26 protein-coding genes are annotated in these 20239 nt (G+C 62.9%); 13 read left to right on the forward strand and 13 right to left on the reverse strand.

Annotation, left to right across the window (positions count from 1 at the left end; genetic code table 11):
- Window positions 1–15 precede the first annotated feature (15 nt).
- A complete protein-coding gene (locus OIS53_RS15575; protein ID WP_264679493.1) occupies window positions 16–426 on the forward strand; it encodes a hypothetical protein in 411 nt (136 codons plus the stop codon).
- A 46-nt stretch (window positions 427–472) separates the two neighbouring features.
- Here the strand turns inward: OIS53_RS15575 and OIS53_RS15580 are convergent, their stop codons facing one another.
- Window positions 473–1057 carry a hypothetical protein gene (locus tag OIS53_RS15580; RefSeq protein ID WP_264679494.1) on the reverse strand — a complete coding sequence of 195 codons (585 nt, stop codon included), beginning with the start codon at window positions 1055–1057 and terminating at the stop codon, window positions 473–475.
- Window positions 1050–2597, reverse strand: a complete 1548-nt coding sequence (gpmI, locus tag OIS53_RS15585; RefSeq protein WP_264679495.1) for a 2,3-bisphosphoglycerate-independent phosphoglycerate mutase — start codon at window positions 2595–2597, stop codon at window positions 1050–1052. Before gpmI ends, OIS53_RS15580 begins: the two co-directional genes overlap by 8 nt.
- Window positions 2598–2741: 144 nt before the next feature.
- Here gpmI and OIS53_RS15590 point away from each other — a divergent pair, with 144 nt between their 5' ends.
- The 7 genes from OIS53_RS15590 (at window position 2742) to OIS53_RS15620 (ending at window position 7392) form a co-directional block, all read left to right on the forward strand.
- Window positions 2742–3143 carry a DUF4783 domain-containing protein gene (locus tag OIS53_RS15590; protein ID WP_264679496.1) on the forward strand — a complete coding sequence of 134 codons (402 nt, stop codon included), beginning with the start codon at window positions 2742–2744 and terminating at the stop codon, window positions 3141–3143.
- A 128-nt stretch (window positions 3144–3271) separates the two neighbouring features.
- A complete protein-coding gene (gene nadC, locus OIS53_RS15595) occupies window positions 3272–4132 on the forward strand; it encodes a carboxylating nicotinate-nucleotide diphosphorylase (RefSeq protein WP_264679497.1) in 861 nt (286 codons plus the stop codon).
- Window positions 4133–4244: 112 nt separating this feature from the next.
- Window positions 4245–4862, forward strand: a complete 618-nt coding sequence (locus tag OIS53_RS15600) for a hypothetical protein (RefSeq protein WP_264679498.1) — start codon at window positions 4245–4247, stop codon at window positions 4860–4862.
- 48 nt (window positions 4863–4910) lie between these two features.
- Window positions 4911–5273, forward strand: coding sequence for a hypothetical protein (locus tag OIS53_RS15605; protein ID WP_264679499.1), 363 nt, complete (start codon window positions 4911–4913; stop codon window positions 5271–5273).
- A gap of 8 nt (window positions 5274–5281) precedes the next feature.
- Window positions 5282–5563 carry a heavy metal-binding domain-containing protein gene (locus OIS53_RS15610; protein ID WP_264679500.1) on the forward strand — a complete coding sequence of 94 codons (282 nt, stop codon included), beginning with the start codon at window positions 5282–5284 and terminating at the stop codon, window positions 5561–5563.
- A gap of 123 nt (window positions 5564–5686) precedes the next feature.
- Entirely contained in the window at window positions 5687–6430 is a 744-nt protein-coding gene (locus OIS53_RS15615) for a class I SAM-dependent methyltransferase (protein WP_264679501.1), read from the forward strand.
- A gap of 230 nt (window positions 6431–6660) precedes the next feature.
- Window positions 6661–7392 carry a ZIP family metal transporter gene (locus tag OIS53_RS15620; protein ID WP_264679502.1) on the forward strand — a complete coding sequence of 244 codons (732 nt, stop codon included), beginning with the start codon at window positions 6661–6663 and terminating at the stop codon, window positions 7390–7392.
- A 278-nt stretch (window positions 7393–7670) separates the two neighbouring features.
- On the opposite strand, the gene OIS53_RS15625 is transcribed toward OIS53_RS15620, so the two are convergent.
- The 4 genes from OIS53_RS15625 to OIS53_RS15640 form a co-directional block, all read right to left on the reverse strand.
- Window positions 7671–8156, reverse strand: coding sequence for a hypothetical protein (locus OIS53_RS15625; protein ID WP_264679503.1), 486 nt, complete (start codon window positions 8154–8156; stop codon window positions 7671–7673).
- A gap of 143 nt (window positions 8157–8299) precedes the next feature.
- Window positions 8300–9883 (reverse strand): OmpA family protein, encoded by a 1584-nt coding sequence (locus tag OIS53_RS15630; RefSeq protein WP_264679504.1) that lies wholly within the window; start codon window positions 9881–9883, stop codon window positions 8300–8302.
- A 134-nt stretch (window positions 9884–10017) separates the two neighbouring features.
- Window positions 10018–10332, reverse strand: a complete 315-nt coding sequence (locus tag OIS53_RS15635; protein ID WP_264679505.1) for a chaperone modulator CbpM — start codon at window positions 10330–10332, stop codon at window positions 10018–10020.
- A gap of 146 nt (window positions 10333–10478) precedes the next feature.
- Window positions 10479–11399 (reverse strand): J domain-containing protein, encoded by a 921-nt coding sequence (locus OIS53_RS15640; protein WP_264679506.1) that lies wholly within the window; start codon window positions 11397–11399, stop codon window positions 10479–10481.
- Between the two features lie 196 nt (window positions 11400–11595).
- Between OIS53_RS15640 and OIS53_RS15645 the strand changes: the two genes are divergently transcribed.
- Window positions 11596–12012: a DUF6799 domain-containing protein gene (locus OIS53_RS15645; protein ID WP_264679507.1), complete on the forward strand. Its 417-nt coding sequence runs from the start codon at window positions 11596–11598 to the stop codon at window positions 12010–12012.
- Window positions 12013–12276: 264 nt separating this feature from the next.
- On the opposite strand, the gene OIS53_RS15650 is transcribed toward OIS53_RS15645, so the two are convergent.
- Together OIS53_RS15650 and OIS53_RS15655 are read right to left on the reverse strand one after the other, a co-directional pair.
- Complete coding sequence (locus OIS53_RS15650; RefSeq protein WP_264679508.1) at window positions 12277–12474, reverse strand: hypothetical protein; 198 nt, start codon at window positions 12472–12474, stop codon at window positions 12277–12279.
- Window positions 12475–12532: 58 nt separating this feature from the next.
- A complete protein-coding gene (locus OIS53_RS15655; RefSeq protein ID WP_264679509.1) occupies window positions 12533–13537 on the reverse strand; it encodes a helix-turn-helix domain-containing protein in 1005 nt (334 codons plus the stop codon).
- A 251-nt stretch (window positions 13538–13788) separates the two neighbouring features.
- Between OIS53_RS15655 and OIS53_RS15660 the strand changes: the two genes are divergently transcribed.
- A complete protein-coding gene (locus OIS53_RS15660; protein WP_264679510.1) occupies window positions 13789–14559 on the forward strand; it encodes a hypothetical protein in 771 nt (256 codons plus the stop codon).
- Window positions 14560–14614: 55 nt separating this feature from the next.
- Here OIS53_RS15660 and OIS53_RS15665 read toward each other — a convergent pair whose 3' ends face one another.
- Together OIS53_RS15665 and OIS53_RS15670 are read right to left on the reverse strand one after the other, a co-directional pair.
- Window positions 14615–14974: a septal ring lytic transglycosylase RlpA family protein gene (locus OIS53_RS15665; protein ID WP_264679511.1), complete on the reverse strand. Its 360-nt coding sequence runs from the start codon at window positions 14972–14974 to the stop codon at window positions 14615–14617.
- A 74-nt stretch (window positions 14975–15048) separates the two neighbouring features.
- Window positions 15049–15879, reverse strand: coding sequence for a glycoside hydrolase family 25 protein (locus tag OIS53_RS15670; protein WP_264679512.1), 831 nt, complete (start codon window positions 15877–15879; stop codon window positions 15049–15051).
- A 118-nt stretch (window positions 15880–15997) separates the two neighbouring features.
- On the opposite strand from OIS53_RS15670, the gene OIS53_RS15675 reads away from it, so the two are divergent.
- On the forward strand, window positions 15998–16267 hold the full coding sequence (locus OIS53_RS15675) for a VF530 family protein (protein ID WP_264679513.1): 270 nt from the start codon (window positions 15998–16000) through the stop codon (window positions 16265–16267).
- A gap of 303 nt (window positions 16268–16570) precedes the next feature.
- Window positions 16571–16897, forward strand: a complete 327-nt coding sequence (locus tag OIS53_RS15680; protein ID WP_264679514.1) for a hypothetical protein — start codon at window positions 16571–16573, stop codon at window positions 16895–16897.
- Window positions 16898–16998: 101 nt separating this feature from the next.
- Here OIS53_RS15680 and OIS53_RS15685 read toward each other — a convergent pair whose 3' ends face one another.
- The gene (locus OIS53_RS15685) at window positions 16999–17382 is read right to left on the reverse strand and encodes an Hsp20/alpha crystallin family protein (RefSeq protein ID WP_264679515.1); all 384 of its coding nucleotides are present in this window, start codon (window positions 17380–17382) and stop codon (window positions 16999–17001) included.
- A gap of 264 nt (window positions 17383–17646) precedes the next feature.
- Here OIS53_RS15685 and OIS53_RS15690 point away from each other — a divergent pair, with 264 nt between their 5' ends.
- Window positions 17647–18303, forward strand: a complete 657-nt coding sequence (locus OIS53_RS15690; RefSeq protein ID WP_264679516.1) for an alpha/beta hydrolase — start codon at window positions 17647–17649, stop codon at window positions 18301–18303.
- A 203-nt stretch (window positions 18304–18506) separates the two neighbouring features.
- Here the strand turns inward: OIS53_RS15690 and OIS53_RS15695 are convergent, their stop codons facing one another.
- Together OIS53_RS15695 and OIS53_RS15700 are read right to left on the reverse strand one after the other, a co-directional pair.
- Entirely contained in the window at window positions 18507–19613 is a 1107-nt protein-coding gene (locus tag OIS53_RS15695; protein WP_264679517.1) for an acyltransferase family protein, read from the reverse strand.
- Window positions 19614–19667: 54 nt separating this feature from the next.
- Window positions 19668–20036 carry a VOC family protein gene (locus OIS53_RS15700; protein WP_264679518.1) on the reverse strand — a complete coding sequence of 123 codons (369 nt, stop codon included), beginning with the start codon at window positions 20034–20036 and terminating at the stop codon, window positions 19668–19670.
- Window positions 20037–20239: the final 203 nt, after the last annotated feature.

The raw sequence follows: 20239 nt of genomic DNA on the forward strand, positions 1-20239 counted from the left end.
TGAAAAAAATACAGTATGAAAAAATGGTTCTTATTAATAATATCAGGAATGGTATCATCATGTGAACGTGATGCCTCCTGTACTGATTTTATTAACGATTATTCTGGGGTTGAAACAAATATAATTGTAGTAGATAAGGGTCCTGATTCCAGAGCAATAGAGCTTAAAGGATTAGATCCAAACAGTCACAAATCATTAGTATTCAGAGGTATGGCAGGATTTTATATACTGATTCGCAATAACATCTCATTAGGCGACACATTGATAAAGATAAAACATAGTCCTTTATACATAATAAAGAAGAACAAATATGATGTAAAAGTCAATCTTTTTTGTCATGACAGTATTAACTCAGGTATTGCTGTTGATACTGTAAATAAATATAATTTAAAACAATCAACTACTGCCGATAATTCGCCCCGCTAGGGCTACGGGGCCTCTTGTTCGGGAGGCAAGTCGAGCTCGAAGCCGACTACTCCACCTGGGTCCGCACGTTGTACCGCACCGAGTCGAAGAGTACCAGCTTCTGCACGCCGCGCACGGCGTACTCTCGCAGGCGGCCTGCCGGCTGGCAGCGAAGCGTGAAGTGCTTCTCTGAGTACACCAGGGGGTTATCCTGGCGCAGGGTGGCGGTCAGCTCCCGCACGGCGGAGCCTTGCAGCAGCACGGTCAACTCCTGCACGGGGTGGTCGGTGGTAGGCTGGCGGCGGTAGGTGCGGCGCACCAGGCCTTCGGCAGTAGCCGCCGAATCTACGGTGTACTGGCCGCGCAGGGCGGGCTTGTTGATGTCGGCCTGCTGGAAGATTTGCAGCTCCTTGGTCCAGTCCGGCGGGGTGAGACGGGTGGTTTCCTGCTGGCCGTTGAATAGGCTTACCTGCTTCTGCACGGCGGGGCGCTGGCGGTTCAGCAGAGCCGCTTGCTGCTCCAGGAAGCGGAGCATCGGAAAGTAGCCCGCTTGGCGCAAGGGGCGCGGGTTGCTGCCAGCAGCCGGCGCAGCCGGCTCGGAGCAGGCCACCAGGGCCAGTAGTCCGCCTATAGCCCAGCCGAGCTTACGCATGCAGCACGGGTTCGGGCCGCAGCAGGCTCTGGCCACTCATAGCCGCGGGCTGGGGCAGGCCCATTAGCTGAAGCACCGTGGGCGCAATGTCGCCCAGCTTGCCATCGGCCAGGGTGCCGCAGTACGCGTTATCGGCCAGGATGCAGGGCACCAGGTTGGTGGTGTGGGCCGTGTTGGGCGTGCCGTCCGGGTTTATCATCATGTCGGCGTTGCCGTGGTCAGCAATGATGATGCAGGCGTAGTCCGAGGCCAGGGCGGCTTCTACCACGGCCTGGGCGCAGGCGTCCACGGTTTCCACGGCCTTCACCGCCGCCGCAAACACGCCCGTGTGGCCCACCATATCGGGGTTGGCGAAGTTGAGCACCACAAAGTCGGCCGACTTGGCTTGCAGCTCCGGTACCAGGGCGTCGCGCAGCTCGTAGGCACTCATTTCGGGCTGGAGGTCGTAGGTAGCCACCTTGGGCGAGGCCCGCAAAATGCGCCGCTCCCCGGCAAACTCCACCTCCCGGCCGCCCGAGAAGAAGAACGTCACGTGCGGGTACTTCTCGGTTTCGGCAATGCGAATCTGGGTGCGGCCGTGCTGGGCCAGCACTTCGCCCAGGGTTTCGTCGAGGTTGTCTTTCTCGAAAATCGGGGTGACGCCCACAAACGTGGCGTCGTAGTTGGTCATGGTCAGGTAGTGCAGGCTCAGCCGGTGCATGTGGTAGGCGTGGAAGTCCTGCTGGGTCAGGGCCTGGGTGATTTCACGGCCCCGGTCGGTGCGGAAGTTGAAGCACAGCACCACGTCGCCCTCCTGAATCGTAGCCAGTGGCTGCCCATCGGCCCCCACCTTCACAATAGGCTTCAGAAACTCGTCGGTTACGCCCTCCTTGTAGGAGTCGAGCATGCTCTGAATCAGGTTTTGCGAAGGTGTGCCCTTGCCGTGTACCAGCAGGTCGTAGGCCACTTTCACCCGCTCCCAGCGGTTGTCGCGGTCCATGGCGTAGTAGCGCCCCACGATAGAGGCAATCCGGCCGCTGGCTCCGTGCTGCAAGTGCTGCTCCAGGTCGTTTACGTAGCTCACGCCGCCCTTGGGGTCGGTGTCGCGGCCATCGGTGAAGGCGTGAATAAACACTTTGTGCACCTCGGCATCGTGGGCCAGGGTGCACAGGGCTTTCAGGTGGTCGAGGTGGGAGTGGACGCCCCCATCGGAGAGCAGGCCCATCAGGTGCACGGCTTTGCCGTTGCGGCGGGCATAGTCGAAGGCTTTGGTGAGGGCCGGTATGCTGCCCAGCTTCCGCTCCCGGATGGCTTTGTTGATGCGCACCAGGTCCTGGTACACCACCCGGCCCGCCCCGATGTTCATGTGGCCGACTTCGGAGTTGCCCATCTGCCCATCGGGCAAACCCACGGCTTCGCCCGAGGCTTGCAGGGTGCTGTGCGGGTAGCGTTGAAACAACGAGTCCACGAAGGGCGTACGCGCTTGGTCGATGGCCGACACTTCTTTATTCTGCGCCAAACCCCACCCATCCAGAATCACCAACAATACCTGTCTATTCATGGGGGCAAAGATACGCGGGGCCCCGTGAAACGTCCGCATTTTCCTACCTTGGGGCCGGCACAGAGTGGCCGCGGTCTACATTGCTCGGAAAACGCCACATTGGCATAGTTTTCGCGAACTGCAAGACGAATTCTCTACGCTAGTATGAAACGCAACTTCTTTTTGGCTCTCACCCTCGTGTGGAGCCTGTTTTTCTCGGTTGGCGCACTGGCGCAAGGTGAGGCTTTCGTACCAGTGCGTAACGCCATCCGGGCTTCTTCCTCCCGGGAATTGGCCGACTTTTTCGCCCCCTCTGTCGAATTGAGCTTCGACGGCGACAAGCAAAGCTACAGCTCCACGCAGGCCGAGTTTGTAATGCGCGACTTCTTCGCCAAAAACTCGCCGGCTTCGTTCGACTTCATTCACTACGGCGGCAGCAACGAAGGCACGCCGTACGCCGTGGGCAAGTACCAGGGCAAAAACGGTGCTTACAGCATGTTCGTCAAGATGAAAGCGGTGAATGGCAGCATGAAAATCTCCACCATCGCCTTCACCAAGGAGGACTAACTCCTCACAACCCCTGAGCAAGCGCCGCGAACGAAAGTCCGCGGCGCTTTTTTTGTGGCCAGGGGGACCTAGGGGCCGCATTCTGGAAAAGCGGCAACGGAGCGGGCTGTTTTTGCTATTTTTGCGCCGTGCAAACGCCCTCCTACCTCACCCCGGAAGCTCTTACCACCTTTATTCGCACGGCCCTGGCCGAAGACGTCGGCGACGGCGACCATTCGGCGCAGGCGGCCATTCCGGCCGAGGCCCGCAATCGGGCCCACCTGCTGGTGAAAGACACCGGCGTGCTGGCCGGCGTGGAGCTGGCCCACCTGATTTTCCGGGAAGTAGACGCCGACCTGCGCCTGGAGCAGCGCCTCGCCGACGGGGCCCGCGTGCAGCCCGGCGACCTAGCTTTTACCGTGGAGGGCCGGGCCCAGAGCATTCTGACCGCTGAGCGTCTGGTGCTCAACTGCATGCAGCGCATGAGCGGCATTGCCACCCGCACGGCCCACCTCACCAGCCTGCTGGCCGGCACCCGCGCCCGCCTGCTTGACACTCGCAAAACCACGCCTAACTTCCGCCTCTGCGAGAAGTGGGCCGTGCTCATCGGGGGCGGCGTCAACCACCGCTACGGGCTGTTCGACATGATTATTCTGAAGGACAACCACGTAGACTATGCCGGCGGCATCCGGCAGGCCATTGAAGCGACGCACGCCTACCTGGCCCGCACCGGCCGGCAGCTGCCCATTGAGGTGGAAACCCGCACCCTGGCCGAGGTGCAGCAGGTGCTGGAAGTAGGTGGCATCCAGCGAATTATGCTCGACAACATGGCCCCCGACCAACTGCGCGAGGCCGTGGCCCTGGTGGCCGGCCGCTACCCCCTGGAGGCCAGCGGCGGCATCACCGAAGACACCATTGCCGCCGTAGCCACCACCGGCGTCGACTACATTTCCGTCGGGGCGCTGACCCACTCCATCCGCAGCCTCGACATGAGCCTGAAAGCTTTCTAACTTAATGAGTGAATGAGCGGATGAGTGAATGAGTGACTGTTCATCTGCTTTGGTTGTGATACAGCCCTACTTCACTCATTCGCTCAATCACTCATTTACTCATTCCCCAAAGATGCAACTCCCCAACCAACGCGGCGGCTACCGGCAGCAGGTGCAGCAAGGCGCCTCGCCGCTGGCTATTCGCACTAAAAAACACCAGCTCGATACCGACACCTACACCCGCCTGGCTATGGGGCGCGTGTGGCGCCGGGAGTGGTGGTACGCCCTGGTACCCTTCGTGCTGGGGCTGCTGCCGGCCCTCATCTGGCCGTCGTGGTGGTGGCTGGCCTCGGCCCTGGTTCTGACCATCTTGTACGTGTTGTTCCGCTCGGCCCAGATTACGGGCGTCACGCAGGTGGAGCAGAGCAAGCCCCTGTTTGAGAAGCTGGGCTACGAGTTCGACAACAAGCAGATTGTGCTGCGCCGCAACGAGAAAGAAGGCATGCGCCTAACCTGGGACATGATAGGCGACGTAAAGCGCGACGCCGACGGCTACCTGCTGACGTTGCGCGCCCCCGAGCTGCCCCAGGACCTGAAGGGCTGGCGCCGCTGGGTGGCTCGCCACTTCGACACGCCCATTTTCCTGCAAGTGCCGGACCGCATCTTCAACTCGCCCAACGACCAGAAGCTGTTCGATGCCATGCTGCGGCGCAAAAACATGCTGCCCGGCGCGGCTGCTCCTGCCCAGTAACCCGTACTTAGTTGATTTTACCTTGACGCTGAAACCAGCCCCTTTTTTATGACCAAGCAACTCGTGCTTTCCGCCCTGGCCCTGGCTACCCTGGCCCTGAACGCCTGTAGCAGCGAACCGTCGGACTGGCGTCCGGACAAAAAAGTGTCCCTGGACATGGTAGCGCCCGGCTCGCGCTCCTCCGACAACTTCGACCAGCACACTGCCGCCGCTTCCCACAACGAAAAAGGTGGGGCCGTGGCCACGCCCATCAGCTCGGGTGTGGTGCTGGATGAGCCTAAGAAAGAAGTGTCGGCTGAGGCGGCCCGTAGCGCCAACGACACCACGGCGGCCCGCACCAAACAGCCGGGCACCGTGCAAAACGCAGTAAAATCTCAGCCGGCTCCGGCCGCTGAGCAGCCTCAGCACTAAGCCTGGGTATGCTTCGTAAATCACTATACGCTGGCCTGGCTGCTCTGCTGCTGGGGGTTGCCGCCTGCCAGTCGGGCCCGGCTGAGCAGACCGGCCCGGCCAGCCAGACGGCGGCGCCAGCCGCCGCCGCCGACAGCGCCGCCACGCCGGCCGTAGCCACGGCAGCCTATATCTGCCCCATGGGCTGCGAGGGCAGCGCCAGCAACAAGCCCGGCAAGTGCCCGGTGTGCGAAATGGACCTAGAGCCTAATCCGGCCGCTACAACCGCGGCTCCTGCTGCCGGGCTGTAGAGGTACCTGGTGTGGCCCGCCCTGCTCGCAACCTGGTGGTGAGCAGGGCGGGTTTTTCTGCTTGTTGGTGCCAGCGGGGGCGTGCAGGCGCCCTTTTGCCGTTTTATTTCATCTCTCCCCGGAATGCCCTATTCCCCAACCGCCGAGTGGTTTAGCACGTGGTTCGACTCGCCGTACTACCACGTGCTGTACCAAGACCGAAACCACGCCGAGGCGCGGGCATTTCTGGATAAGTTACTGCTGCACCTGCACCCCAAGCCCACCACCCGGCTGCTGGACCTGGCCTGCGGCAAGGGGCGCCACGCCGTATACCTGAGCGAGCGGGGCTACGATGTAACGGGTGTAGATTTGTCGCCGCGGAGCATCCGGTTGGCGCAGCAGCACGCCCACGAACACCTGCGCTTCTACGTGCACGACATGCGCGAGCCGCTGCCTTACGGCCCGTTCGACTTCATTTTCAACTTGTTCACCAGCTTCGGCTACTTCGAGCAGGAAGCCGAAAACGTGGTAGCCCTGCGCAACGCGGCGGCGGCCCTGCAACCGGGCGGCAAGATGGTCATCGACTTCCTGAACACCACGCGGGTCATCCAGAGCTTGGTCGCGCACGAAACCAAAGTGGTGGATGGCACAGAGTTTCGGCTGCGGCGCCACTTCCACCACGGCTTTATTGTGAAGGAAATCCGCTTCCACGACGCGCACGGCGAAGAACACGCCTACGAGGAGCGGGTGCGCGCCATAAGCCGAGCCCGGTTTGAAGAGTACTTTCAAATGGCCGGCCTGCGCCTGTGCGAAGTGCTCGGCGACTATCACCTTGCCCCCTTCGACGAAGCCCGCAGCCCCCGGATGATTTTTGTATTGAAAAAGTGATGGGGTGATGGGGAGATGAGGTAACAGGTGACAAGTACCAGGTGACAGGTAGACCGTCATGCTGAGCGAAGGCGGAGCCGTAGTCGAAGCATCTCTACCTCTGGCTAACTCAATCGTGCAAAAGAAGCGGTAGAGATGCTTCGGCCAGCTCAGCATGACGTTTCTCCTGTCACCTGTCACCTGTCACCTGTTACCTCCCCACCCCCCAAGCCCCTAAGACCCTACTCCCCATGTGGTTTGCCGTTTCGACGTTGTTTTTCACTGTGCTGGGGGCCGGCTGGCTAACCCGGCTGGTGCCGACGGCCCGCACCACGTGGCTGAAGCCGCTGCTGGCCTTCAGCGGCGCGTATTTGTTTACGCTTACCATTACGCACCTGCTGCCAGAGGCGCTGGCTACGCCGGCAGGGCACCGTATTGGGTACTTTGTGCTGGCCGGTTTTTTTGGGCAGCTGGTGCTGGAGGTGTTTTCACAGGGCGTGGAGCACGGACACGTGCATCACCACACCGAGCACGCCGGGCAGGTGCCGTTTCTGCTGCTGTTTTCCTTGGTGGTGCACTCGTTTCTGGAGGGCAGCATCCTGGTGAAGGCGCCCGGCGTCGGCAACATCAGCCAGAATTTCTACGCCATCGTGGCGGGCGTGGCCTTGCACCACATTCCGGCAGCCTTTGCCCTGATGGCGGCTCTGCTGCTGCGGCTGGGCAGCTTCGGACGGGCCGTGCCCTACCTGGTGCTGTTTGCCCTGGCCGGACCGGCGGGCGTCATCGTCAGCAACTACGTGGTGCTGGAGCAGCTGCTGCAAGGTGGCGCCTACGCGGCCTTGCTGGGCCTGGTGGCCGGCAATTTCCTGCACGTATCCACCACCATCCTATTTGAAACCAGCCCCGAGCACCGCCTCAACCTGCCCAAGCTGGCCGCCACGCTGCTGGGTATGCTGCTGGCGCTGGCTATGGATTGGGTGTAGGTGGTGAGGGGCAGGTTGTCATTGCGAGCAGAGCAAAGCAATCCGTCCTCTCCAGGGTTAAAAGCGCCCGAATTCTCAAAGCCCTGCCGTGCGCCTCACCCCCGGTCCCTACCTCGCTTGATGCGCGACATGGGGGAGAGGGGGAGCCAAACGATTGAAGTTACTGCGGGCAAAATGCTTCCTTCGTCAGCACGCCAGGCCAGATTCCTCGCTGGGCTCGGAATGACAGCGCCCCTCAACGAAGCAAGAGGCGTGGGTAGATGCTTTGCGGGCCGGTGCTACTCGGCGCCTCTCCCAAACAAGCCCCATTCGTCTTCGATGTCGTTGGTGGGGTCGAAGTCCTGCACCCAGGCAATAAAAAGCAGGCGGAACTCCTCGATTTCGCGGCGGAGGAGCTGGAGGTATTCGGGGGCGCCCACTTCGAGCATCTTGCAGGTGCTGGTTTGGGTGAGCAGGCCTTCGGCGGCCAGCTTGATGAGCACGGCCAGCTCCATGCGCCGCGAGTAGTACGGTATGGCCCGCGAGGCAGCCAGCTTGGCGCCCAGCATGTAGGCGTTTTCCAGCATCAGCCCGCCCAGCATGGGCATGGGGAGGTCGTCTTCGTCGGGCAGGCTCTTGACGAAGGCGTAGGTCAGGTCGCTCAGCTCCCGGGCTTTCGTAAACAAGGCCTGGTGCTTGAGGTACTCCACCTCGTTGGGCAGGTCGGCGTCATCGTCGGGGTCAAACCCAAAGCCCCACGGCTCATCGTTTTCGTCGTCAATCATAGGGCGGCTGAGGATAAAGCAGAATGCCGGAGCGGGCAAAGCCACTGGCCGGGTGCAAGGTAGGTGCAGAGGATGAGCCCCTTACAAAAAACGGCCCACTCCTGCGGAGCGGGCCGTTTCATACTGCCTGTCAGCTGTTCAGGCTACCGGCGGCGCGGGGCGGCGCGGCGGGGTGCTGGCTTCTTGGCCGGCGCCGCCTTTTTAGTGGGCGCCGCCTGGGCAGGAGCCGGCGGAATTTCCGGGGCCGGGCCGTACTTGGTTTCGGCGGGGTTGGGGTCGCCGGGCAGGTACACGTCGAACTCTACGCGGCGGTTCTGGGCGCGGCCGGCTTCGGTGGCGTTGTCGGCAATGGGCTTGGTTTCGCCGTAGCCGTGCGACACAATCCGGTCGGCGGGGATGCCTTTGCGCAGCATGTAGGCGCGGGCCGACGCCGCCCGCTCATCCGACAGGCGCAGGTTGTAGGCGTCGTCGCCCTTGCTGTCGGCGTGGGCCGAGATGCCGAGGAAGTAGTCCGGATAGTTGTTCATGATTTGCACCAGCGCATCCAGGGTCGGGAACGAGGTCGGCTTCAGCGTAGCCTTGTTGAACTCGAACTGGATAAAGCGGGTGGCTTCCTGCAGGCGCTGCTTTTCTTCCAGCTTCAGCTCGGGGCAGCCTTTATTGGAGGCCGGGCCGGGGCGGCTGGGGCAACGGTCCTGGTAGTCGGGCACCCCGTCGCCGTCACCGTCGAGGGGGCAGCCATTGGCGTCTACCTGCACGCCGCCGGGCGTGTCGGGGCACTTATCGTTCTGGTCGATTACGCCGTCGTTGTCGGCGTCGGGGCAGCCACGCAGTTCGGCTTTGCCGGGCGTGTCGGGGCAGGCATCATCCAGGTCCCGCACGCCGTCGCCGTCCCGGTCGGGGCAGCCTTGCAGGGCGGGCAAGCCTTTCTCGGTGGGGCACTTATCCTGGTAGTCGGGCACCCCGTCGCCGTCCCCATCCAGGGGGCAGCCGGTGAGGTCGACGCCCACGCCGGCGGGCGTGCCGGGGCACTTGTCTTTGCGGTCGGGCACGCCGTCGTTGTCTTCGTCCTTGGCTTTGCCCAGGCCCACGGTCAGGCCGGCCGAGTGCTGCAAAAACCGGTCGTCCCAGTTGTCTTCGTCGCGGGTAGGCAGATTGTCGAAGTTGGCGTTTACGGGCCAGTGCTGGCCGGTTTGCACAAACAGCCCCACGGCATCCGACAGCCGGAACTTGATGCCCGCCGCCCCGTGCAGGTCGAAGTAGGTCTCGCTCAGGTCGAAGGCCTGGGAGCGGTTGTTCTGGTTTACCACGCCGTCGCTGCTGGTCACGGCCACGCCGGGCGCAATGAGCAGGTAGGGCTGAATAAACGACGTTTCCTTGAGCAGCTTAAGCTTGAGCCCTACATTAGCCGTGGCCACGTTGGCATCGAAGTAAGTGCCGAAATACGGGGCGTTGTTGGGGGCGTTGAACTTCAGGTCACCATAGTTGAAGTACAGGCCTACGTCAAGACTTCGTGACAGATAGCGTTCCAGCGAAAAGCCGGCGCCAAACTCCCCTTCATTCTTATAAAACTGGGAGCCTAAATTGCCTTTGTACTGTAGCGCGCTGGCGTGAAGGCTCAGAGCCGTGCGGCGGTCGGCGGTTTGGGCCTGGCTGTCGGGGGCCGCCAGGGCCCAGGCCGCCGCTCCCAGCACTACGGCTTTGGAGAGAGAAAAATGTGTTGGCATAGAAAAGGGAAAAAGGTGCGCAGGTATGCCCGCCCTTCGGCTGGCTGGCCCTTATACCCCCGGCCTCAGCAAAGAGTTGTTCCGAATAGTACTCTACTGATGCCAAATTGCAGAGAGAAAAGACAGTAGCGGCCTTAATCGAAGTCCAGCAGCGGTGCCGAACCGCGCAGAAACTGCTCCAGCTGCCGCACCCGGGCCTGCTGCCGGGCCAGCTCCCGCTGCAAGTGCAGCATGTGCCGGCGCATGGCCACCACCACTTCCAGGCTGTCTTTGCTCAGGCCCAGGTCGTAGTGCAGGCGAGCCAGGCGGGCCAGCTGGTCGGGCTCCTCCAGCAGCGAGTCGGGCGCATCGGGCGAGGCTTGCAGCAGGCCCAGCTCCACAAACTCGCGCACGTCGGTTTCGGTCAGGCCGTAGCGCACCGCGCACTCGTGGATGGTGATGGTAAACATAGTAAGCTGTTTGGGATGGTAGGTGGTGGTTGGTGAGTAGTTCGGGGCTTTGGCGTAAGTCGGGCCGAAATAGGGCTGGCAGTAGCTATTCTATATAAGCAATTGACCCACAGCCATCAATCATAACCCGAAAGCCACAAGCCAACTTATTTTCGCAGGGCTGCCAGCTGGCGGAACAGGTCTTTTTCCTGCTCGGTCAGGTTTTGGGGTAGGGTCAGGTTGAGGCGCAGGTACAGGTCGCCGAACTGGCCGGGCTGGCGGTACACCGGGAAGCCCTTGCCGCGCAGGCGCAGGCGGGTGCCGTTCTGGGTTTCGGGCTTGATGGTGATTTTGACCGGCCCCGACAGGGTTTCTACCACCTGCTCGCCGCCCAGCAAGGCCGTGTAGATGCTCACGGGCACGTCCATGGTCAGGTCGGCGCCGTCGCGGGAGTAGCGCGGGTCGGGCAGGATGCGGAAGGTGATGTAGAGGGAGCCGGCCGGCCCGCCGTTCTGGCCCGGCGCCCCCTGGTCGCGCAGCCGGATGGTCTGGCCGTCCTCGACGCCCGGCTGGATGGTGATGCGCAGGTTTTTGCCGTTGACGGTGAGCGTGCGGGGGCCGCCGTGGTAGGCTTCTTCCAAGGTCAGCTCCAGCTCGGCCTGGTAGTCGTGGCCGGCGCGGGGCCGGGGGGCGCGGCCCCCGCCGCCCCCACCCATGCCGCCAAACATCGAGCTGAAAAACTCCGAGAAATCAGCCCCGCCGAACGGGTCATCGGCCCCGCCTCGGCCGCCGAAGCCACCTTGGGCGTACTGGGACCAGTCGAAGCCCTGGCCGCCCGCGCTGCCGGCGCCGGCCTGCTGGTAACGCTGCCAGTCGGCGCCCAGCTGGTCGTACTTGCGGCGCTTCTCGTCGTCGCTGAGCACCTCGTGGGCCTCGTTGATTTCCTTGAATTTGCGCTCCGCCTCCGGGTTGTTGGGGTTGACGTCGGGGTGGTACTGGCGGGCCAGCTTGCGGTAGGCCTTCTTAATCTGGTCGGTGGTGGCGTTTTTCTCAACGCCCAGGGTCTGGTAGTAATCTTTGTATTCCACGTCGTCGTTGGGAAGTTAACGCGAAGAAGGCTCCGCGGCGGGAGCCGGCAGCTTGGTGAAACGCACCGAAACCGCACGGGGTTGCTGTCGGGGTGGAGGCCTGGGTGCTGGAAAATCGGCAAGCAGTTTGTAGCTTGAGGGCGGGCCAGTGGCGACCGGCTCGATTTCATCTCCCACCCCAAATTTCCACGACGTTATGAAACTGTACCCGACGCTGGCCGCAGCCCTACTGCTCTGCGCCGCGGCCTTCACTACTCAGGCCCAAACCAAGCTGCCGCCCCGCAAGCCCGTGGCTCCCCGCCAGAAAGTCGTTATCAAGGGCGAAACCATGAAGGATGGTTTCCTGATGAAGGAAGGCAAAGTGATGATGACGCGCGACGCCCACACCTCCCCGCTCACCGCAGAAACCAGCCTGGTCAACGGCACCAAAATCGGGGCCGACGGCACCGTAACCATGGCCGACGGTACCTCGGTTATGCTCAAGGAAGGCGACTACGTGTCGTTGACCGGCCGCCTTACCACCATGGCCATGAAAGCCGAGCAGGACAGCCTGGCTCAGCTGGCCCGGCAGGGCGGCAAGGGCAAAAGCAAAATGAAAATCAAAAAGAAGTAGGCGCCTGGCCTTTTCTCTGCCTGTCCGCGGGGCGGTTCGGCTGCGAATGCCGGGCCGTCCCGCGCGGCGTTTGGGGGGAGATGGTGATGGGGTGAGGAGGTGACAGGTGACAGGTAGACCATCCTGCTGAGCTTGTCGAAGCATCTCTCCCGCTTCGTCTGCACGATTGAAGTTAGACAGAGGTAGAGATGCTTCGACTTCGCCTCCGGCTGCGCTCAGCATGACGGTCTACCTGTCACCTGTCACCTGTCACCTCCTCACCCCTCACGAAGTGCGGGTGTAATCTAGCAGCACGTTTAGGCCCTCGGCATCGTCGGGGGCGTCTACTACTTCGTCTATCACAAACTGGATTTCGGCTTCGGTCCAGCCCTGGGCTTCGGCGGCTTTTACAAAGGCGTCCAGGGCCGCATACCGGCCGGCTTTGGCCGGGGCTGCCCACTGTACTTTCTTTTTGATGCGCATGGCAAGAGAATGGGGTTGATGTGCCCGGTAGCTACGATTCGCCTGCTGGGCAGTTGGCTTAGTGCAGTCGGCGGCGCTGTTCGTCGATGCGGGCGTACATCTTGTTGAAAAACCGGTTGCGCTCCTTTTCCGAGACGCGGCTAATCAGGGTTGATTTCTCGGTTTGCACCCGCAGCCAGTGCTGCACCTCCCCGCAAAATTCGGCGTCGGAAGTGTGCAGGTAGTCCATGCCGTTGTAGGTGAGCAGCACCCGGCTCAGGCCGTCGGCCACGGTGAAGATGGTGTTGTCGAGGAGCAGGATTTCGTTGTAGTACAGCTGGTAAGGTGCCTGCTCGGCGCCGTCGCGCAGGGTGGCGCCCCGCACCGCCTGATGCTGGATGTGGCGAATCAGGGCCTCCACCTCATCGAGCAGGCGCTGGGCGTCGGTGGGCTGCTCGTAGAGGCCAGCCTGGTGGTAGTACTCGATTTGGCCCAGGGTGCTGTTAGCCGTTTCGTCGTTCCAGATTTCGGTGAGGGGCAGGCTCAGGTACTGCCGGGCGGCTGCCGCGCCAGCCGCCACCAGCTCATCGGGGATGTGGCGGGGGGCGAAGGACAGGCTTTGGTAGGCCTCGGCAGCCTTGATGGTTTTCAGCCAGAAAAACAGCTTGAACCGGGCCAGCTCCGGAAACAGAAAGTGGTAGAAGGCCGGAATGTCCTTGGCAGCATACGCCCCCAATTTTTCCTTGCCGCGGGCCGCCTGTTCAAAATACTCCCTGGTAATGGCCAGGTACTCCGCCAGCCCCTGCGGCAGGGCGTTGATGCTGACCCGCTGAAACGCCACCGCGAAACGAGGCCCCCCGAGCAGGTCGTGCAGGGCAATGTTGAAGTGCTGGGCCAGGCGGCCGGCTTCGTCCAGGCTCAGGGCCGTTTCGCCGCGCAGGCGGCGGTAGGCGCTGTCGGTGCTGAGGCCCAGCACGTCGGCAATTTCATCGGCCAGGGACAGGTGAGCCGGGGCCTGCGCCCGAATGGCGGCAAACAGCTGCGTCTGCAACGGAAGCGAAGAGCTTGTTTTGGAAAAGGCCATACAGTGCGGCGGGCGCAGCGCCATGTTTTCGCGAAAAACCGGGCAACCCGTTCGGGAAGTTGCAAAAAATGCGGCGGGCACGCCAGCGGCCGGCGCGGCGGCGGTGGGCAGCGGCGTTTTTCGCAGTGCCGCGCCCCGGAGCCGGAAAGGGCCGTTGGGCGCCCTGCACAGTCGGGGCTAGGTTTGGGCAGGCTTCTACCGAGCCCTTCACCCATGTCTCCACCTCCATTGTCCGTACCGTGGGCAAACCGATGAAAAACAGTCAGTTTCCGGGGCGCGTGGCTGCCGCTGTGGCCCTGGTTTTCGGCGTGGCGTGTACCACGCTGCGCGCACCGCTGCCAGCTTCTTTGGAAAACGCCCCGGCTTGGCAACTAAAAAAACACCGCGGAGGCGAAGGCGGGCAGCAGTTGCGCTTTGGCAACTTTGCCATTACCGATGTGCGCCGGGGCTGGCGGCACAGCCGGTCCCGGGGTGCCCGCCTCAACCTGCGCCTGAGCAGCAACGAGGCCGGCAGCGTATGGGTCGACTACACCGAAGCCCGTTCCCGGCAAAAGCTCTCCTTCGCCTTTCGGCCCGCGGGCAGCCCGGCCCCCTGGCTTGTTCAGAGCGTGGATTCGACGTGGCAGCAGGACCCCGATGAGCACGGTACGTACCAGACCTTGCGCGCCGTGTACCGCAGCACGCTGCAAGAGCCAACCCAACTGCCCTGGCTTCTGCAGCTGCGCACCGACTTCAGCCCCCAGGGCCGCCGGGTGGCCGGCCAGCTAACCCGCGGCGCCGATACCGTGGTGCACGTGCAGCCCCTGTTCGAGTACGCGGCGGTGCCCGGCGCCTGGGTGCAGCTCCGGTCGGCCACGCCCACCGGCTACGTGTTCCTAAACTCTGCGGGCCACGTGCTGGGCGCGGTGGAAGTGCTCGGCTGCGGCACAGTGTGGCTGGCCCCCGCCGCGCCCCCGGAGCTGCACCCGCCCCTGGCCGCCACCGCCGCGGCTCTGCTGCTCATGCCCGGCTACGATTGGTAGGGAAGCTGGGGCCGCGGCAATAAACCAGCCAGGAGAAGCCAGCCTTGATGTCAAGTCAGCGCCTGATAACTTTCAGCTCTACCGGTGCTACTCCGGCGTCGATGATGCCGATTTTGCGGGCCGCTTTCTTGCTCAGGTCGATGACGCGGCCTTTGGCGTGCGGCCCCCGGTCGGTGATGATGACCTTGACTGAGCGGCGGTTGCGCGGGTTCGTGACGCGCACCACCGTGCCAAACGGCAGCGTATTGTGAGCGGCGGTGCGCTTGTTGGGCCGGTACACGGTGCCGCTGGCCGTTTTGCGGCCGTTAAACTTGTCGGCGTAGTACGAGGCCTTGCCCGACTGCGTAAACGTGCCCGCCCCGCCCGCGCAGCTAGTCAGCAGCAGGCCCACCAGCAGCGTGCCCCACAGGTTCAAAAAAGAAAATCGGGAGCAGAAGAGACGCCGCCGAAACGGGCCGGCAGAGGCTGGGAGAGAAGAGCACATGGAAGTCAGGGCGTGGCCGGGCGGGGCGGGATGCGCAGGGCCATCAGGCGCTGAAAGTTACCCTGAAACACGTTGAAGTCAACGGCCCCGCGGATGCCGGGCACGTGGGCCTCGTCGGAGTGCTGCCAAATCAGCCACTTGTCGCGGGGCAGGGTGGGCTGCTCCACCTCGTAGTGGGCCAGCCACAGCGGATACTGGTCGAAGTGCCCGGCCAGGTGGCGCTTGTAGAAGCTGTAGTTGGAGTACAGAATGGGCCGCACGCCGTAGTGCCGCTCCACCAGCCGCAGCCAGGTAGCCACGCCGCGGCGCATCACGGCTACGTCGTGAAACTCGGGGTGCTCCACGTCGAGCACGGGCGGCAGGTCGCCGGGGCCCAGGGGCACGGTGCGCGTGAACAGGCTGGCCTGGCGGGCGCCGTCATAGTTGGGCTGAAAGTAGTGGTAGGCGCCCCGGTAGATGCCCGCCGCCCCCGCGCCCTGCCAGTTGCGCCGGAAACGCGGGTCGCGCAGGGTTACGCCTTCAGTAGCCTTGATAAAGGCAAACCGCACCCGGTGCCCCGCCACCAGCGGCCAGTCGATGCGGCCCTGGTAAGCCGACACGTCGATGCCGTGCACGGAGTAGCCGGGCAGCAGGGGCGTTTTCTCGCGGCCGGTAAGGTAGCGGTAGGTAAGCGTGGCGTAGGTGCGGCGCACATACCGGTTGATCTGGCGCCGGTAGCGGCCGTAGAACACGAGGCTGCCTACCACCAGCACCAAGGCCACCAGCGGCAGCAGGCGCCGCCACCACGGGGTGGCGCGGCGGCTAGTGGAAGAACGACGACGGGTGGTGGTAGTCATAGCGGGTGGCGGGCCAAAGGTAACGCCGAAGCCGGCGGTCCTGGTGCCCGCGCCGCCCGCAAATCAACCCAACGCCCACTTTTTGCACCTTTGCAGTAGCCACTTACCTTGTCCCGCCATGCCGCACTACCCCGACCTGCCCGACGCCCGCGACGAATCCGGCCATCTCATCCGGGAGCTGCATGGCGTTACGCTGGCCCAGATTCTGGAGTACCTGGTGGCCCGGTACGGCTGGCCCGAGCTGGACCGCCGCATCCGCATCAACTGCTTCGCCGTCAACCCCAGCATCAAGTCCAGCCTCACCTTCCTGCGCCGCACCCCCTGGGCCCGCGAGAAAGTAGAAGAACTCTACATCCGCACCCGCACGGCGGAGGTATTAGGGACTTAGGGTCTTGGGGTCTTAGGGGCTTAGATGATGTTCTGCTACACACCGTCACGCCTCAATGCGCAAGTAGACGTCACAAGAAAGTTGACCACCCGTATTTTTACATTGAAGCTGTTTAGGAAGTCGCCAAAATCCACCAGCCCGTCATGCTGAGCTTGCCGAAGCATCTCTACCTCTGACTAACTCTTAACGCTTGCTCAACGAAGCGGGAGAGATGCTTCGATAGGCTCAGCATGACGGGCTATGACTTCTTAAACAGCTTCATTTCTAAGCTCCTAAGCCCCCAAGTCCCTAAGTTCCTACCGCATGGCTGACGTTTCGCAGAAATCAGGGCCGCTGGCGTTGCTGGTGGGGTTTGGGTTGTTTGTGCTGTTTGAGGCCGCGGCGTTTCAGCTGCTGCGCTTCGCTACCTCCGGGCTGGGCATGGACAACCAGTTTCAGCCCGAAAACACCATTGTCAGCAACTGGGTGAAGACGGTGGTATTTCTGCTGCTGCACCTAACGTTGGTGGTAGTGGCCGTGCTGGTGCTGAGCAACCGAATGCCCCGGCGCTACCGGGGGCAGCTCATGGGCTGGTTTTACCTGTCCTTGCTCACGGGGTTTCTGCTACTCTGGCCGCTTTTTTATCCGTAGGTAGGCGCTAGGAAAAACAAAAAAGCCACTGCGGAAGGCAGTGGCTGGTGAAACCATGGTGCCGGTCGGTCCCGGCGTTATGCGCAGCTAACGAGTTTGGCTTAGCGCTGCTTGATGTTGATTTCGCGGGGCGTGTCGGTGGTGTTGCGGTACGGAATGCGCACGTGCAGCTCCTGGCCCTCAAACACCGCGTCGATGCGGCTCAGGTCGAGGTTGGAGGGCAGGGTGAGCACCCGGCTAAACAGCGGCGCCGACACGGTATCTTCCGGCGAGTGGCGGTACTCGGCGTACACGGTCAGCACGTTGTTGGCCAGCACCACGTGGAAGTTCTCGGGGCGCACCGATGGCACAGCCACCCGCACGACCACGCCCTTCTCGCGCTTGTCCACCCGCATGGCCGCCTGCGCAACGCCCCCGCCCAGCGTGTTGAGCAGGTTGAGTTGCGGGACGATGTTGCGAATGAAGTCTTTGCTGATAAGATTCATGGTGAAGCTCTGTTACTCTCTAAGTGTGTACCGGGCTATAGTCAAACGGTGTACCAACACACATAGATGGTCCCTGAAGCACGCAGTAAGACAGAGTGTCGTCTTTTGGGCCATGCAGCCGCCTTCTTGCTTGCCAATGTGGCTGATTAAAAGACCGTTCGGGCTTTGCTGCCTGGCATCTTGGCCGGCCCGCGGCGCGGCTCAGCCCGACCATTCCCCATGGCTTGCGTATAGGCGCAGTGTTGTTTGCCCTTTCCGCTTGATATGGTCCTGAATTCCTTTTCTACTACCCGCACGGCCCGCTACATCAGCCTGGGTGAAGCCGGCCCGCAGGTGCAGCACGTGTGGTTTTGCCTGCACGGCGAAAGTCAGCTGCTACCGGAGTTTGCCGCTCAGCTGGTCAACCTCGATACACCCGAGCGGCTGCTGATTCTGCCCGAAGCGTTGTCGCGCTACCCCGTGGCGCCCACGGCCGCCGAGCCCCTGGCTACGGCGGCCACCTGGTTTGCGCCTGGCTCCCTGCTGCCCGACCTAGCCGACCTAACCGCCTACCTTGATGCCCTGGCCGAGCAGGTGCTGGCCCAATGCCCGGCCGGGGTGCCCGTAACGGTGCTGGGCTACGGCCAGGGCGCTGCTGCGGCGTGCCGCTGGCTGGCCGGGGGCCGCATCGACTACGAACGGCTTATCCTGTACGCCTCCGTCTTCCCGCCCGAAATAGACCGTCGCTCCACTCTCGTGGCCCTGCCCGGCAAGCCCGTTACGCTCATCACCACCACTACCAACGTGTACACGCCCGAAGCTGCCGGCGAAGGCCTGCTCCAGGACCTGCACGATGTGGGCCTGGATGCGCAGCTGCGCTACGTGTCGGAAGGCCCCCTGACCCTGGCCGCCTTGGGCGCCGCCCGTGAAGCTTCCGCTTAACCGGAGCAGGGCACGATGCAGAGACGCACCAGCGGGAGCCTCTTGCTGGAGAATGTCGCACATCAGGCGAGGTAGGACAGGGGTGGGGTTAGCATCGTACTGAAGAACTGGCCTACAGTCTATTAGCGCGAATTATAATACGCAAGCCAGAGAGAAGGTGCAGCCAAAGTGCGCGCCTTCCTACCAGCACTTCCGAAGCCCCTCTAGGTGCCCGCCACGGCGGGCGTAGCGGCTGGCGCATACGGCAAATGCCGCTTGAGTCGGTCCAGGGGCTCTTCGATAAACCGCCAGGAGGCGGCGCTAAGCAGCAGAAGCAAGGGGCTGAGCACGAGCACTGTGGGCACGGGTTCCAGGAGGATGTCGCGCCAGGCCGAGTCGGCGGCGAAGAGCTTAAACACTGCCCGCTGGTAGAGCACCGGCAGCAGCAGGTGGTAGAGGTAGAGCCCAAAGCTGCGCTGGCCCAGCCAGTGCAGGGCCGGGTGCAGCAGCCCCAGCCGGCGCACCTGCTGCGGGTGGTGCAGCAGCCACCCCAGCGTGAGGAAAGCGGCTCCGGCGCCCACCGTCGGGAACAGCAGAAGCCAGAGGGTGCTGCCGCCCGCCACCGCACCGTGGTGCAGCAGCACCCACAGCGCCCACCACGCACCCCAGGCCAGCAACACGGCGCGGCCTTGGGCCCAGCGCGGCAGCCACGCCGCGCCTTCAAACAGCCGCAGCAGGGTGCCGGCCGCAAACAGGTCGAGGGAGGACGGCAGCAGCACCAGCACAAAGCCCGGCGTCACGAGCAGGCTCCACGCCACCCGGAACAGCAAGCCGGCCGCACCCAGGGCCAGCAGCCACCCGACCCGCCGGCCGATCAGGGCCAGCAGAAAAGGCCACAGCAGGTAGAATTGCTCATCCACGGCCAGGGTCCACAGGTGGCCGCACCCTTCGCCCCACTGCTGGAGGCGGTAAAAGAGCTGGTTGGCTCCCGGCAGCACAAACCACAGCGGATATTCCCGAACGGTAGCCAGGGGCAGCAAGGCACTCAGTGCCAGAGCGCAGTAGTAAGGCGGCAAAATCCGCAGCACCCGGCGCAGGTAGAACACGCCCAGGCGCTGCCGCCACGGCCCCGGCGCGCCCGGATACACCTGCTGCTTCCAGACGATGCCCGAAATCAGGTAGCCACTAAGCACGAAAAACACCAGCCGGCCCATTTCGCCCAGCATCACCGGCGGCGTAGCCCAGTGCTGAAACACCACCACACCCACAGCCAAGGCCCGCACGCCGTTCAGCTCGGGGCGGTAAGCAAGCGGGGCCGTGGGAGCAGACATGGATAAGGCAGAAAATGAGCCGGCTAAAGTACGGCCCAGCGCGCGGGCTGGCCGCTACGACACCTGAAAATGTGGATTCTGGATGACGCCCAGCAAATTGCCGAACGGGTCCTGCACCGTGCCCACCCGGATGCCGCCGCCCACGTCGCGCACGGCTTCGTGGCGGTGAGCCCCCAAGCCCACGAGCCGCTCCAGGGCCGCGTCGGCATCGGGCACGCCCCAGTAGGCTACGGGCCCGCACTGCCCGGCCACCGGAGCGTGCGGGTCGAGGCCCAGCTCGAAGCCGCCGACGTTGAAGCCCACGTAAAAAGGCTCGTCAAAATACGGCTCAATTGCCAGCGCGCGGCTGTACCAAGCTTTGGCCCGCGCCAGGTCACCAACGGGATATACCACCGTGCGCAGGCCTTGAAAGGGGAGAGACATTGGGTAGATGTGAAAGGTGAGAAGTAAACCGTCATGCTGAGCGCAGCCGAAGCATCTCTACTGCTGGCTAACTCTTAACGCTTGCTCAACGAAGCGGGAGAGATGCTTCGGCTGCGCTCAGCATGACAACAGTACTTATGCGTTAGCACGCCGGATGCTTGGCGACACGTTCCTGTGGCTCGGCTGCGTCTAGCATATACAAA

It is taken from the genome of Hymenobacter sp. YIM 151500-1 (assembly GCF_025979885.1).
Taxonomy (GTDB): Bacteria; Bacteroidota; Bacteroidia; order Cytophagales; family Hymenobacteraceae; genus Hymenobacter.